This window comes from Chrysiogenia bacterium, assembly GCA_020434085.1.
GTDB lineage: Bacteria > JAGRBM01 > JAGRBM01 > JAGRBM01 > JAGRBM01 > JAGRBM01.
This window is the reverse complement of sequence record JAGRBM010000290.1, coordinates 1-13,762: the sequence shown is the minus strand read 5'-3', so window position 1 is coordinate 13,762 and position 13,762 is coordinate 1. Positions and strand designations below refer to the sequence as shown.

Genomic DNA, 13,762 nt, shown 5'->3' with positions numbered 1-13,762 from the left:
GCCATGTTCATCGACTCGCCCATGGCGAAGTAGGTGCCCCAGACGTAGGTGATGACCGCGCCCATTACGATGACCGGCAGAATGGCCATGGAGGGCCGCCTGAAGACCACGAACAGAATCAGGCACACCAGCGCCAGCGTGAGCGGAAAGAACATCTCTCCGTCGGCCACCGCCATGTCGTCGAAGGCGACGTCGAACATGGGCGCCCCGCTATAGACGAAGGTCACGTCGGGGTTGGCCTTCTCGATCGGCTTCACCGCCGCCCACACATCGTTGACGATGCGGCGTTTGACGTCCTTGTCCTCGGTCGGGATGATCGTGCCGGCGACGTTGGCAACCTTGCCATCACCGGAGATCAGGAACCCGACGAAGGTCTCTTCGCTGAGCGCCAGCTCGCGCGCCTTTGCGAGCACCTCGGGAGTGAGTTCTTCATCGAGGTCCACCACGGGCTCGATCACCAGGCCCTCGTCGTTGCCGCGCACATGGTTCTGCGTGATGATCGACTGAACATCCTCGATGTCCACGACGCCTTCCATGGCGTCGGAGATCTCGTCGAGCAGGTTCAGGTAACGCGGGGTGAAGACGTCGCCCTCGGGCACCTCGATGGTGACCATGATGAGCTCGTCGGATTCGAACTCTTCCTTGAAGGCGTTGTAGCGGGCGTAGTCGGCATCGCCCTTCTCGAACCAGATCCGCAGGGAGTTGTCGACATTCTTCGCGTTGCGCGCGACCACCGGACCGAAGTAGCCCAGGGCCCCAACAAACACCGCAATCACAACCCACCGAAAACGAATGACCAGACCTGCCAGACGTTGCCAGATATTTTCGTCCATTGCCCCTATCCAGAGTTTCCGGCGACAAGGCGCCATGCCGGCCCCTCAACGGGGCGGCGCATGCGAGCTGCTCGCGCTCAGCGTCCGCGCAGGAGGGTGCGCTCGGTGAAGAGATCGTCGTCGAGTCCCTTGTTGATGCTGGTGTTGGAAAATTCCAGCACCGTTCGGTGCTCGCGCTTGAGGGTGGTCATTTCCATGCGGTCGGGCATCCAGATCTTGTCGTACTGTTTGTAACCCGAGAGCACGAGCGTTTTGATGTGCTCACCCTTGAGGTTGTAGAAGTCAGACTTGAGCATCACGTAGCGAACAGGGTCCACCCAGACAATGCTCTTGGAGTAGCCGCTCTCTTCACGACGCTTGTCATTGTTGGGAACGGACTCGATGACGATGGTTTCGACGCCGTCGATCGTTTCCTTGCCCTTGATGGTGTAGTCGTATTCGTCGAGCTTGATGGAACTCATGTCATCGTAGGTAAAATCCGTACCCATGAACGAATCGCTCTTCGAAGCGGCGGAGATGCGGCGCGTCTTCTTTTGCGCCGGCATGTAGAGCCACTGGTCGTCGTCGCGGTCGCTGTGCTCGATGGTCAGCAACCCCACGCCGGCCACGTCGCCGGGCTTGGTGAAGCGAACCATCGCCTTGTCGTTGTCGTCGTCGATTTTCTTCTGGAACGAGACGACCGAACGCTCGCGGGTTTTCCCCTTCTTGTTGATCAGCGTCATGGTGAGATCACGCTGGGAGTCGTCGGTACTGTTCATCCGGTCGACAAGGCGCATGATCTCCTTGGCCGAAAGTGCTTCTTCAGCCGAGGCCGTTGGCGCGCTGAGCGCGATGAGTGCGAGAAACATTCCGAGAGTTGCGATGAGCATTCGTGCGTTCATTGGTGTCCTTGGCTCCTTCAGTTCCTACTGGTCTTCACTGTTGCCCGGAGTGCTGCGGAAGGCAGCAAACAAATAATCGAGCTTCTGCTCGAACAATTCACCGATATCAAAGGGCTTGTCGAAGAAGCCCCATTCGATCCACGTGGCGACCCACATGTCGGAGAGAAGCTGGCTGGCAATCTCCACATTGAGCTGGGGGTGGAAGTCGCCGGCGAACACGCCAGCGCGGATGAGCTCGCCCATCCGGTTGCTCATGTCCGAGTGCGTGGCCTTGTCGGCTTCGATGAGCATGGGGCGCGAGAAACACTCGCGCAGGAAGCTCATGAAGAGACTCTCCTCGCGGCGGCACTGGGAAACGGAGTAGCGAAACAGGTAGCGGATCTTCTTGGCCGGACTCTCGTCGGGGAAGGCTTCAACCGCCTCGACGAGCTCGGCCATGAGCTGCTCCTGGTAGTAGAGCAGGATGGCGTCCTTGCTGTGGAAGTAATTGAAGAACGTGCCCTTGCCGACATCCGCCCGGTCCGTGATTTCCTGGACGGTGGTCTGCTCGAAACCCTTTTCGGCGAACAGGGCAATGGCCGCATCGTAAATGCGGCGGCGGCGGTCGGCTTTTTGCCGCTCGCGACGCGATTCATGCTGTTCTACGGCCTGCAACGCCTTCATTCGTCGTTTCCCATCCCGCCTGACCTGGTTCAGCCCTGACTTCGGCCAAACCTGACCGGAGTCAGAAGTATCAAAGCCGCCGCGACGTGTCAACTTGAAAAGCGCCGCAGGGCGCCTGTTTCAATCGTCGGGGCAGCGCCGCGCAGTGCATTTTCGCCACCGAAACCCCGCCGGGGGCGGAAAGCCGTGTCATATTCGCAACTTATTAAAATCAGGGATTGTTTCAGGTGCCCATGAAAGATAGGCTGCCGGGCATCAGCGCGGGGAAACCCCATTGTAGCGGCCTCTGGAGGCTGATAGAGTGCGCGCGCTGAGAACAGGTGCCCCGGGCTCCTTCAGCAGGACGCGTAGCGCGCGACTTACGAACCGCCGCCGGATCGGTGATATCCGGCAGGGAGCAATTGCAACATGCATTACGACGTGCGGCCCGATCGCCGCAAGACCAGGCAAATCATGGTGGGCAACGTGCCCGTGGGCGGCGATGCGCCGATCTCCGTGCAATCGATGTGCACGACCAACACCTATGACGCAGAGGCCACCATCGCGCAGATCACCGAGCTTACCGAAGCCGGCTGCGAGATCGTTCGCTGCACCGTCCCCAGCGAAAAGGACGCCGCGGCGCTTCCCGAGATCGTCAAACACGCGAAGATTCCCGTCATCGCCGACATCCACTTCGATTACCGCATGGCGCTTTCCGCGGCGGAGGCCGGCGTGTCCGCGCTTCGTCTCAACCCCGGCAACATCGGCGGTGAGAAGAAAGTCCGCATGGTCGTCGATGCGGCCAAGGCCAACAAGCTTCCCATCCGCATCGGCGTAAACGCCGGTTCGCTCGAGCGCGATCTGCTCGAGAAGTATCTGCGCGCTACGCCCGAAGCGATGGTCGAGAGCGCCATGCGCCACATCCAGATCCTCGAAGACATGGACTTTGGCGACATCAAGGTCTCGCTCAAGGCATCGGACCCCAAGCTGATGATTGACGCCTACCGGCTGCTGGCCGACAAGGTCGACTACCCGTTCCACCTGGGCGTAACCGAGGCGGGCACCAAGTTCTCCGGCACGATCAAGAGCGCCATCGGTATCGGGTCGCTGCTCTCGCAGGGAATCGGCGACACGATCCGCGTCTCCCTGACGGCCGAGCCCGTCGAGGAGATCAAGGCCGGCTTCGAAATCCTCAAGTCGCTGCGCCTTCGCGAGAAGGGCATCAACCTGATCGCCTGCCCGACGTGCGGACGGCTGGAGATCGATCTCTTCAAGCTCTGCGACCAGGTCGAGGACCGCTTCAAGAATGTTGAAGAGCCCATCGAGATCGCCATCATGGGTTGCGTGGTCAACGGCCCGGGCGAGGCGCAGGCCGCCAAGATCGGCCTGGCTGCCGGTCGCGGTCAGGGCGTGCTTTACGTGGACGGCAAGGTCGCCAAGAAGGTGCCTGAGGACCAGATGCTCGACGCACTGGCCGAGCAGGTTTCCAACATCGTGGGCCGCCAGGTCTAAATCCGCCTCACTTTTTGTAGTACCAACGCCCGGAGCGCCCCATCGCGCTCCGGGCGTTTTGTTTTGCCGCGCCGCCCGCCCCCGGGCCCGGGAGCGGGAAATCTGGAACAATTTGCCCTGCGACTCGAATCCCCCGCAGGGGGTGCTATAGTGCCGCTCCTTCGGAACAGGATGGGTAGAGAGGGAATGTCAGGCACCAAGCTCACGCTCAATGGACAGCAACTGACGCTGCCGGCGGATACGATCACGCTGCTCAGCGAGTCCGGTAAGCCCATTCTGCTGCTCGGCCAGGCCGAGAACCTTGCGGTGATCGGCTCGGGCTCGCCCGTTCCCGAAGCCGCCTCCCACGGGACCGTCATTCTCGCCGGCGATCTGGGCCGCTTCCCGCCGCCGGACCTGTTCGGAATGCTCACCATGGCGCAGAAGTCGGGCATGCTCCGGCTCTCGTTCCACACCGGCGAAATCTCCGTCTACTTCGAGCGCGGCGAGATTGTCTTCGCCACCTCCAACATTGAAGAAGACCGGCTCGGGACGTTCCTCTACGGCCGCGGCGTCATCGACAAGAACCAGCTCCGCGAGGCCGAGCGCAACATGCGTCCGGACACGCGCTTTGGAAAAATTCTGGTGGAGCTCGGCTACATCACGCCGAAGGTACTGTGGGAGAACGTGCACCTGCAGGTCGAAGAGATTGTCTACTCGGTCTTCGGCCTTCGCCTTGGAAGTTTCTTCTTCCTCGAGGGCGACTCCCTGCTCCCCGAAGATCTCAGCGGCATCACCCTTTCGAGCCAGAGCCTGCTGATGGAGGGCATCCGCCGCTCCGACGAGATGGCCATGATCGAAGAGGTCATCCCCCAGGACGATGCCGTGCCGGTTCGCCGCGACTCTGCGCCCAAGACCGATCTCTCGGACTTCGAGGGCAAGGTGCTCGCGCTCTGCGACGGGCGCCGCACGGTCAGCCAGATCATCCGCGGTTCCAAGCGCGGCGACTTCGAGGCCAAGCGCGCCCTGTATGACCTGGCCCGCGCCAAATTCATTGAAGTGCGCGTGCCCGGCGAGTCCGCCAAGCAGGATCCCAAGCAGCGGATGCTCGACGCCATCAGCGAATACAACCAGATCTTCGGCCAGCTCTATCAAGACATGAAGAGCTACGCCACCGGCATCGATGTCGACCAGACGCTCGCCTCCTTCTTCGACGATCTCTCGGGCTCGCGCTTCGAAGGGGTCTTCGTCGGCGCGAGCACCAACGCCGCCGGGCAGCTCGAACCCGACAAGCTGATGGCGAATCTGGACAAGCTGCAGACCAGTGGCGGTTCGACCCTGGCCATTGCGGGCCTTGCCGAGCTGATGAACTATGAACTGCTGGTCGACGGGCTCAACGAATTCCTGAACTTTCTGATCTTCAGCGTTCGCAACTCCTGCGAGAATGCGAAAGCCGAAGAGATCATCAAAAAAATCCGGCAGATCCAGTCCGGGCTCATGTCCTGATTGCCGCGAGGAACCCACTCATGAGCGAGAACAACGCAGCCAAGAAACTCATCGTCGCACTCGACACGCCGCTGGCCTCCGAGGCCCGCGAGCTCTTTCACCAGCTCAATCACTTCGGAGTTCGCTTCAAGGTCGGACCGGAGCTGTTCATGCGCGCCGGTCCCGACTGGGTCGGCAAGATGGCCAAGCAGGGCTGCGAGATCTTTCTCGACCTCAAGTTCCACGACATCCCCAACACTGTGGCGGCCGCATGCCGAAACGCCGTGCACATGGGCGTGTGGATGTGCAACGTCCACGCGCTGGGCGGACCCGACATGATGAAGGCCGCCCGCGCCGCCCTGGATGAAGAGAGCGAGCGCGAGAACAAGACCCGTCCCCACCTGCTGGCGGTGACGATTCTCACTTCCCACACCGACGAATCCCTGGGCCAGATTGGCCTGGGCGGCAACGCCCTGGAAAACGTGGTGCGGCTGGCCAGGCTCGCGCGCGAGTCCGGCTGCGACGGCGTCGTGGCCTCCGCCCTGGAGGCGCCAACCATCCGCAAGGAACTCGGCGAGGATTTCCTCATCGTCACGCCGGGCATCCGCCCCTCGGATGCCTCCCTCGACGACCAGGCACGGGTCTCGACCCCCGCAGGGGCCCTGGGATCGGGGGCCTCGCACCTGGTGGTGGGCCGCCCCATTCGCAACGCCGACAGCCCGGCCGTGGCCACCCGGATGATCGTCAAGGAAATGAGCGACGCGCTGGGCCGCTGAGAAGCACTTCGAAGAGGGCTGGCATCGCAAGCGCGTTCCGTAGTAGAATCCTCTCTCGCAGGGCTAAAACCGACAAGGTGACAATCGTGAGCAAGGCAGAAGGGCTGGGACGGACCCGCGAGCGCTGTGATCGCTGCAGCAAGGTCTATCACTCCGGCGAATCCCGGTACGTACTGAATTTCGAGAGTTTCGTGGACATCGACATCGATTGCGATGAAGACGAAGAGGCCTGCGCCCCCGACGAGTTCGATGACACCGGCATCGAAAGCGAGTACGGCCTCCATGCCGATGCGCCCGAGCCCCATGCCGACGACCTCGAAGAGAAGGTTCGCCTCGTGGTCTGCAGGGGCTGCCACGATGCCATCACCAGCAGTTTCAAGAAAATTCTGGCCAAACGGGTCTCTGCCCCGTCGCACCACGTGCACTAAATCCTTATGTTGTGGATCGGGCTGCTCTCGGGCACGTCCGTCGACGGAATCGACGCCGCGCTTGCCCGCATTGACACCGCCTCCGGCGGTGCGCCGCGCATCGACAAGCTGCTGGCTTTCGAGACCTTCCCCTACCCCGAGGAAGTCCGGGGCCTGATCCTCGAGCTGTGTCACGCATCCAATCCCGCACTCGATGATGTGCTGCGCCTCGACGCGCTGCTCGGTGAGCTCTTCGCCGTCGCAGCCGCCGAGATCGCGACAAAGGGCGAGGTGAACCTCGAAGACGTCGCGGCCATCGGTTCCCACGGCCAGACCGTGCGCCACGTGCCCGACGCGCGCACCGCGCAATTCGAGTTTGCCGGCGCGGTGCGCGAGTTCAGCGTCCGCTCCACGTTTCAGATTGCCGACCCCGCGATCATTGCTGAGCGAACGGGCGTGGATACCGTTGCGCGGCTGCGCCACCGCGACATGGCCGCCGGCGGCGAGGGTGCGCCTCTCGCGCCGGTGCTGCACCTGTCCATGCTCGGCGAGCGCGACGCCTTTCTCGTGAACATCGGCGGCATCGCCAATGTGACCATCCCCGGCATGGGTCCGGGCAAGGACGGCCCCATCGCCTTCGATACGGGTCCGGGCAACATGCTCATGGACGCGCTGGTCAAAGACCTGACCGGCGGCGCCGCCAGCTACGACCACGGCGGCAAGATGGCCGCCGCGGGCAGCGTCAACGAGGCGCTGCTGGCCGAGCTTCTGCAGCATCCCTACTTCGAGCGAAAGGCGCCCAAGTCGACCGGCCGCGAGGACTTCGGCGATCTTTTCGCACAGAAGATTCTCCAGGACGCAGGCGTCTTCGGGCTTTCGCCCGAGGACATCCTCGCAACGGCGACGGCGCTGAGCGCGGAGTCCATTGCCCGCTCGCTTGCGCCCTATCGCAAGGAGCGACCCTCCGCCGATCACCTCTACGTGTGCGGCGGCGGCGCGCACAACCCCGCGCTGCTCGATGAACTGGCGCGCAGGGTGCCAGGTATCTCGATACGTAGCGTCGATGCGATCGGCTACGACCCCGACTCGGTCGAGGCGCTGCTCTTTGCCTGGCTGGCCGCCTGCCACGTTGCGAAGTGGCCGGGCAACCTGCCGAGTGTGACCGGCGCGACCCACCCTGTGATACTTGGGGAATTCATCCCCGGGAGAAAACCAAAATGAAGGCCCTGTTGCTGGCCGCCGGTGAGGGACGGCGTCTTCGCCCCCTCACCCACCTGCTTCCAAAACCACTGATTCCCGTTCTCGATATACCGCTGATCGAATTCAGCCTGGCCGCACTTGCGGAGGCACAGGTCTCCGAGGTCGTGGCCAACGCCTATCACCTCGCCGAAAAGATGCAGGCATATCTTGGCGAGCGCGAATCCGCCCTGCCGGTGGAACTCGTTACCGAGACCACACTGCTGGGGACCGGCGGTGCAGTCAGCAATGTGCGCGGCCACCTGGAGGGCGCCCCCTTCCTGATCGCCAATGCCGACGTCCTTCACGGCATCGACCTGGGCGCAGCGGTCGCCGCCTTTGAAAAAGACAAACCGCTGGCGACGCTGCTGCTGCGCGATGAGGGCTGGCAACAGGCCGGCGGATTCTGGGCCCATGAGGACGGGCGTATCGGCGGCTACCTTGCACCCGGGGAAACTCCGCCGCCGGGCGCGAAGGCCGGGCTCTTTACCGGCCTGCATGTTCTCTCACCGGAGATTCTCAAAGAACTACCGCCTGCGCAGGTCTTCTGCATCGTGCAGGAGGTCTACCGCCCCCTGCTCGAAAAAGGCGCCCCGGTCCGCGCGCAGTTCGTGAGCGACGCTCCCTGGGATGACCTGGGCACGCCCGAGCGCTACCTGGCAGCCAGCGCCGCACTTCTGGCGAACCTGGACGGGGACGACCTGCTCGCCACGCGCACGCGGCGGATGCTGCAGGCGCGCGGCTACGAGAGCATCGAGCCCGGCGTATGGACGCCGCACGCATGGGTCTGTCCCGAGAACCCCGAGATGCAGGGCCCCGCCTTCGTCGGGCAGGATGTCACTGTCGGCTACGACGTGCAGATCGGCCCCGGCGCGATTGTGGGTGCGGGCTCGCGGCTCGACGACGACACGAGTCTGGAGCGATGCATCGTCTGGCCCGATACACACGTGCGCGGGCATGACTGGAAGGACCGGATTTTCTACGAAGGCCGCAAGTCGCTGGGTGCGTGAACCACTTCACGCCGTGGTTTAACTCACCGACTCCGCCGCACGCCTGTGTTACCCTGGCCGCGCAATGCATGAGATCAATCCGCAGATTGTGAAGCAACGCGGCGGAGAGGGGTTTCGCCTCCGCTGGTATTCGGATGAGAACCACGATCTCTACGTCTGGCTGAGCGATGCAGGCCGGCTCATGCGCTTTCAGCTCTGCTACGACAAGGGTTCCCCGCGCGAGCAGGTCGTCCGCTGGAAACTCGGCGGTGCGATCGAGCACGCGCTCATCGATGATGGCGAGCGCCTGCACCGCAAGCAGACGCCCATCTTCGTGAGTAACGGGGCGTGGGACCCGCGCGAGCCGCTTGAGCGCCTTCGCGCCGAGCGCAGCAACATTGAGCTCGCCATCTACATACAGCTCATCAAGATTTTCAGGGAAACAGACTTGCGGGCAATGCCGTGATTACTGGCCGAGCGGCCGGATCTCGAAGTGTTCCTGGTGGAAATCGACAACGCTCTCCAGTGAGATGTGCATGCCGTATTTCTCCTCGACGTGGGCCACCCCCTGGTGGTCTTCCTCGCGAAGGCGCGTGATCACGTCCGGGTGAGCGCGCACTCCCAGGTTCCCGCGAACGGAATTGAGCTCACGCACGAGCTGGCGCAGGATTTCGTGGGCCACGCTGGTGCACGAGCGAACCCAGCCGTGGCCGTCGCAATAGGGGCAGGTCGCGGCCAGGGTATGCAGCACCGGTTCGCGGATGCGCTTGCGGGTCATTTCGACGATCCCCAGATCGCTGATCTTCGTGATCGTTGTGCGCGCCTTGTCTGCTCGCAGGGAGTCGGCCAGCGCGGCTTGTACCTTCTCGCGCGAGCTGATGCGCTCCATGTCGATAAAGTCGATGACGATGATGCCGCCGATGTTGCGCAGACGAAGCTGCGAGACGATTTCGGCGACGGCTTCGAGGTTTGTCTTGAGGACGGTTTCCTCGAAGTTGCGCTTGCCCACGTAGCGGCCGGTGTTCACGTCGATGGCGGTGAGCGCCTCGAAGGAATCGATGACGATGTAGCCACCAGAGGGAAGCCAGACCTTTCGTGCAAGCATCCGCTGGATATCGATCTCGATGCCGAAGCGATCGAAGAGCGGTTCCTGGTTGGTGTAGAGTTCCACGCGCGAGCCCAGCGAGGGTTCGAACACGTCGAGGAACTCGCGCACCTGCTCAAACTCCGCTGCGTCGTCGACGATGACCTGATCGATGTCCGGGGTCAGGATGTCCCGCACCGCGCGCAGGGAGACGGAGAGTTCCTGGTGCACCAGACGCCCCAGCGGTAGATGCTCGCGCCGGGCGCTGATGCGCTGCCATGATTTTCTCAGGTAGCTGATGTCGCGCAGCAGCTCCTCGTCGCTCGCGCCCTCGGCCACGGTGCGCACGATGAAACCGCCCTCGCCGTTGCGCAGCTCGTCGACCAGCGTTCGCAGCCGCTCACGCTCTTCGACGGATTCGATGCGTCGCGAAACTCCGACGTGCTCGGCCAGCGGCATGTAAACCAAGTAACGACCCGGAAGCGAGATGTGGGAGGTCACGCGCGCGCCCTTGGTGCCAAGCGGCTCCTTGGCCACCTGAACGAGCACTTCCTGCCCGGCCTTGAGAAGCTCCTGAATCGGGGGAGCCGTGCGGTGGGGGTGGCCGTTGTCGGCAAAATCGATATCGATGTCGTGCCCGTTCCCGTTGGCGCCGGGGTAGTCCACTTCACCGTCGGGGCCCAGCACATCGCCGGCATACAGGAACGCTGCGCGGTCGAGCCCAACGTCAACGAAGGCTGCCTGCATGCCCGGCAGGACCCGGTCGACCCGGCCCTTGTAGATATTTCCCGTAATTCCCAGCTCGTCGGGGCGCTCGATGTAAATTTCGCGCACGCGGGCCTGCTCCACGAGGGCCACCCGGGTCTCGACCGGGGAAACGTTGATGAGCAGATTGCTGGTCAAAGGCCCTCCAGGGCGCCGTTGCTGGTTTGTGTCGTGTCGACAACGGGGAGATGCCGACGGGCCTGAACGGGCGCGGTAACCCGAACCGGATTACGATTAACCCAAAGCGACCCTCGCCGCAATCGAGAAGCCCTGCCGACTGGCTTGTCACCTTGAATCAAAAAAGGCCGCTTCCCCGCGGAACCGGCCTTTTTGCGAACGTACCTCTGAGAGATGCTGTCAGTTCAGGATGTATTTCATCGGGTCCACGGGCACGTCATTGACACGAACTTCGTAGTGCAGATGCGGCCCGGTCGAGCGGCCGGTATTGCCGACCGCGGCGATGTCCTCACCGCGACGGACCTGGTCGCCTACCTTCACCTTGGACTCCGAGAGATGGCCGTAGATCGTGCTCACCCCGTAGCCGTGATCAACCGTGATGACCTTGCCATAGCCTGAACGCGCGCCCACGAAGACCACCACGCCGTCAGCCGGCGAGACGACCGGCGTGCCAATGCTGGCCGCCACATCCAGGCCGTGGTGCATGGTGCGCGAATTGGTAAAGGGATCGCGGCGCGTGCCGAAGGTCGAGGTAAGCCAGCCGCGGGTGGGCCAGATCGAGGGAGTCGATGCGAGCTGCGAGCGCTGCTCGCCAAAGTGATTGAGCAGGTCTTCGAGGCTCTGCTCCTGAATCGAAACGCGGGTCTTCGCGTCGAAAATGTCGTGATCGAGACGGCGCAGGCGGCTGGCGTCCTTGGGATCGAGCCCTTCGTAGGCGCTCATGTTGGGGACAAGCGGCCCGCCAAGGCCCGGATTTTGGACTTCGGAGGGATACTCCAGTCCGAAGATCGCGCGAACGCGGTAGTCGAGGGTATCGACACGCTCAAGATCCGATTTAATGGATTCGACCCGGCCGGTCAGTTCCGCGACGTGATCGCGCAGCGCCTTGTTCTCGGCCAGCAGATCCGAAGTCTGGATCGAGCGATGCACCGAGACCGCATAGTGTACGCCCAGCACCAGCGCGAGCACGCCTACGACGCGCCACACTTTCTTGCTGAAAAACCATGCCGGAACCTGAAGGCGACGCAGATTGGTTTCGCCCTCAGGAACAACAAAAACGGTTAGCCGCTTCTTTCCCTTGTTCCCGTCCACTGATGCTTCCCACTCTCAACGGGGGTTCCCAAACCCAAACACCCAATCCCCGTAGAGGTCTCGCTGAAATCTTTTTTACTGACCAGTCTGTAAACGCGCACCGAAGAATCGGATGCGTTTTCCCCGCGTTTTCAGCCTGCTCCTCACCCCTGGTCTGCGAACCGGGTTTCGCACCGGCATTTCCGCAAAGCCTTCCCATGCTTCGACGTTCCTGCTCCAGCTCTAAAAGCTTTCGCGCCTCAGCATCCCTTGCAGAACCACAAACCAAGACTTCCTAAGTGGGCACGCTGCCACGTCCGGGGAAAGGTGTCAAGACGCAGGGTGGCAAAATACCAACCATATCGGGGGGTTACTTGGGGTTCTGGCCGGGCGATTTGTTGACTAGAATGCCTGAATCTGAGGCAGACCCAGAAGCGACCTGAAGGGGTTCGAAACAAATGATGGCGAAAACAACGCGAAAGTCTGCCCATGCCAGATCCATGATAACCACTGGAAATCACTCAATTTCAACAATATTCGGCGCCCTGCTGGGCGCTTTGGTTCTGAGCGCCTGCGCCGGCGCGGGGAACCCGGCCGGAACAGGCTCAAAAGACAGGCAAAGGCCCGGACAGACCGATCACAGCCAGGCCATGGCTGCCATGTTTTCCGGAAATTCTTCGGACGGAGAATTCGAGGGACCGATCATTCTGGACCCCGGCCACGGGGGCGAAGACACCGGCGCCGTCGTCTCCGGCGCGATCCGCGAGAGCGAGGTCGTCCTGGCCGTTGCCCTCAAGGCCCGGGACATCCTGCGCGAGCGGGCCCCCAACCTGCCCATCCTGCTCACCCGCGACGATGACCACTTCGTCCCGTTGCACCAGCGCATGGCCATTGCCAACGAGCACCAGGCAAGGTTCTTCGTCTCCATCCACGCCAACGCCGCACAGCGCAAGGGCGCCCGGGGGGTGGAGACCTTCCTGCTGAGCCCGGAAGCCAGTGACGACGACGCCCGCAAAACGGCGCTCATCGAGAACGAGGCCCTCAAATACGAAGGCAGCAATCCCAACGACCCGCTTCTGCTTACGCTGCTCTCCCTGGCCTCGGCCGACCAGATCCGCCGCTCCGAGGAATTCGCCGGCATCGTGCAGACGCGGCTGGCTGCCGGACTCAACACCACCAACCGCGGCGTGAAGCAGGCCCCCTTCTTTGTGCTCTCGCGCGCGCAGATGCCCGCCGTGCTGGTCGAAATCGGGTTCGTCACCAACCCGCGCGAGCGCGACAGGCTGCAGAGCGCTGAGTATCAGGAACAGATCGCCTCGGCGCTGGCCGATGCGGTGATCGAGTTTGAACGCCACCGCGTCGCGCAGCTTCGCGCATTGAATGGCGAGCCTGAAACAAACCCGGCTCAATAAGAATCAGCGAAATACTTCGATGGACTGCTTGTTCTCGGCGGCGAAGATGAGAACGTTGATGGCAAGATCTTCAAGGCGACCGATACGCTTGGCCGTGGCGAGGTTGAGTGCGATGCGGTGGTCCGTCGGGCCCTGCACGGGGATCTGACCCGGGCGCTTGCCGGCCAGGATCTGCTTGCCGATACGGGCGGCCTGACGGCCCATGCCGTGCTCTTCGGGCGTCACGGCCATCATGGCGCCGGCGCGCACGACCGTGGCGGAAAAGGTCAGCAGGGGCAGTTTCTCGATCAGCGAGAACTTGAGCAGCTCGCGCAGGGCGTCGGGTTCGAGCAGGATGGGGTCACGCACCATCCAGAGCAGGTCGATGTTCCCGCGAAGCCCGCGCGTGGCGCGCGGGATGTCCTGCTTGAGATCGATCTTCGCGCCCACGATTTCCAGCCCCAGCTTCCGGGCCGCTTCCTGCGTTTCGGCAAAGATGTGACCGCTGTTGGCCGGCTTATAAACAACGCCGAT

14 protein-coding genes are annotated in these 13,762 nt (G+C 62.7%); 8 read left to right on the top strand and 6 right to left on the bottom strand.

Annotation, left to right across the window (positions count from 1 at the left end; translation table 11 throughout):
* The 3 genes from KDH09_10090 to KDH09_10080 form a co-directional block, all read right to left on the bottom strand.
* Nucleotides 1-833 (bottom strand): MMPL family transporter (locus tag KDH09_10090; protein MCB0220032.1); only part of this gene is annotated, 833 nt, incomplete at its 3' end.
* Nucleotides 834-910: 77 nt separating this feature from the next.
* Complete coding sequence (locus tag KDH09_10085) at nt 911-1,714, bottom strand: outer membrane lipoprotein-sorting protein (protein ID MCB0220031.1); 804 nt, start codon at nt 1,712-1,714, stop codon at nt 911-913.
* 24 nt (nt 1,715-1,738) lie between these two features.
* A complete protein-coding gene (locus KDH09_10080) occupies nt 1,739-2,377 on the bottom strand; it encodes a TetR/AcrR family transcriptional regulator (protein MCB0220030.1) in 639 nt (212 codons plus the stop codon).
* A 408-nt stretch (nt 2,378-2,785) separates the two neighbouring features.
* On the opposite strand from KDH09_10080, the gene ispG reads away from it, so the two are divergent.
* From ispG to KDH09_10045, 7 genes are all read left to right on the top strand, one after another.
* Nucleotides 2,786-3,868: a flavodoxin-dependent (E)-4-hydroxy-3-methylbut-2-enyl-diphosphate synthase gene (gene ispG, locus KDH09_10075; GenBank protein ID MCB0220029.1), complete on the top strand. Its 1,083-nt coding sequence runs from the start codon at nt 2,786-2,788 to the stop codon at nt 3,866-3,868.
* Nucleotides 3,869-4,054: 186 nt separating this feature from the next.
* On the top strand, nt 4,055-5,353 hold the full coding sequence (locus KDH09_10070; GenBank protein ID MCB0220028.1) for a DUF4388 domain-containing protein: 1,299 nt from the start codon (nt 4,055-4,057) through the stop codon (nt 5,351-5,353).
* Nucleotides 5,354-5,373: 20 nt separating this feature from the next.
* Nucleotides 5,374-6,108: an orotidine-5'-phosphate decarboxylase gene (gene pyrF, locus KDH09_10065; protein MCB0220027.1), complete on the top strand. Its 735-nt coding sequence runs from the start codon at nt 5,374-5,376 to the stop codon at nt 6,106-6,108.
* A gap of 86 nt (nt 6,109-6,194) precedes the next feature.
* Nucleotides 6,195-6,536: a hypothetical protein gene (locus tag KDH09_10060; GenBank protein ID MCB0220026.1), complete on the top strand. Its 342-nt coding sequence runs from the start codon at nt 6,195-6,197 to the stop codon at nt 6,534-6,536.
* A 6-nt stretch (nt 6,537-6,542) separates the two neighbouring features.
* Complete coding sequence (locus tag KDH09_10055) at nt 6,543-7,736, top strand: anhydro-N-acetylmuramic acid kinase (protein MCB0220025.1); 1,194 nt, start codon at nt 6,543-6,545, stop codon at nt 7,734-7,736.
* Nucleotides 7,733-8,761 carry an NDP-sugar synthase gene (locus KDH09_10050; GenBank protein MCB0220024.1) on the top strand — a complete coding sequence of 343 codons (1,029 nt, stop codon included), beginning with the start codon at nt 7,733-7,735 and terminating at the stop codon, nt 8,759-8,761. The genes KDH09_10055 and KDH09_10050 overlap by 4 nt, the downstream gene beginning before the upstream one ends.
* A 64-nt stretch (nt 8,762-8,825) precedes the next feature.
* Nucleotides 8,826-9,206 carry a hypothetical protein gene (locus KDH09_10045; GenBank protein ID MCB0220023.1) on the top strand — a complete coding sequence of 127 codons (381 nt, stop codon included), beginning with the start codon at nt 8,826-8,828 and terminating at the stop codon, nt 9,204-9,206.
* On the opposite strand, the gene KDH09_10040 is transcribed toward KDH09_10045, so the two are convergent.
* Nucleotides 9,207-10,727 (bottom strand): Rne/Rng family ribonuclease, encoded by a 1,521-nt coding sequence (locus KDH09_10040; GenBank protein ID MCB0220022.1) that lies wholly within the window; start codon nt 10,725-10,727, stop codon nt 9,207-9,209.
* Nucleotides 10,728-10,946: 219 nt separating this feature from the next.
* Complete coding sequence (locus tag KDH09_10035) at nt 10,947-11,858, bottom strand: M23 family metallopeptidase (GenBank protein ID MCB0220021.1); 912 nt, start codon at nt 11,856-11,858, stop codon at nt 10,947-10,949.
* A 629-nt stretch (nt 11,859-12,487) separates the two neighbouring features.
* Here KDH09_10035 and KDH09_10030 point away from each other — a divergent pair.
* Nucleotides 12,488-13,249: an N-acetylmuramoyl-L-alanine amidase gene (locus tag KDH09_10030; GenBank protein ID MCB0220020.1), complete on the top strand. Its 762-nt coding sequence runs from the start codon at nt 12,488-12,490 to the stop codon at nt 13,247-13,249.
* Nucleotides 13,250-13,252: 3 nt separating this feature from the next.
* On the opposite strand, the gene KDH09_10025 is transcribed toward KDH09_10030, so the two are convergent.
* Nucleotides 13,253-13,762 (bottom strand): hypothetical protein (locus tag KDH09_10025; protein ID MCB0220019.1); only part of this gene is annotated, 510 nt, incomplete at its 5' end.

What these genes read in the sequence shown, in the direction of transcription:
- KDH09_10085 (MCB0220031.1), bottom strand. Translation starts at nt 1,714, where the DNA reads ATGAACGCACGAATGCTCATCGCAACTCTCGGAATGTTTCTCGCACTC.
- KDH09_10080 (MCB0220030.1), bottom strand. Translation starts at nt 2,377, where the DNA reads ATGAAGGCGTTGCAGGCCGTAGAACAGCATGAATCGCGTCGCGAGCGG.
- ispG (MCB0220029.1), top strand. Translation starts at nt 2,786, where the DNA reads ATGCATTACGACGTGCGGCCCGATCGCCGCAAGACCAGGCAAATCATG.
- KDH09_10070 (MCB0220028.1), top strand. Translation starts at nt 4,055, where the DNA reads ATGTCAGGCACCAAGCTCACGCTCAATGGACAGCAACTGACGCTGCCG.
- pyrF (MCB0220027.1), top strand. Translation starts at nt 5,374, where the DNA reads ATGAGCGAGAACAACGCAGCCAAGAAACTCATCGTCGCACTCGACACG.
- KDH09_10055 (MCB0220025.1), top strand. Translation starts at nt 6,543, where the DNA reads ATGTTGTGGATCGGGCTGCTCTCGGGCACGTCCGTCGACGGAATCGAC.
- KDH09_10050 (MCB0220024.1), top strand. Translation starts at nt 7,733, where the DNA reads ATGAAGGCCCTGTTGCTGGCCGCCGGTGAGGGACGGCGTCTTCGCCCC.
- KDH09_10045 (MCB0220023.1), top strand. Translation starts at nt 8,826, where the DNA reads ATGCATGAGATCAATCCGCAGATTGTGAAGCAACGCGGCGGAGAGGGG.
- KDH09_10030 (MCB0220020.1), top strand. Translation starts at nt 12,488, where the DNA reads ATGGCTGCCATGTTTTCCGGAAATTCTTCGGACGGAGAATTCGAGGGA.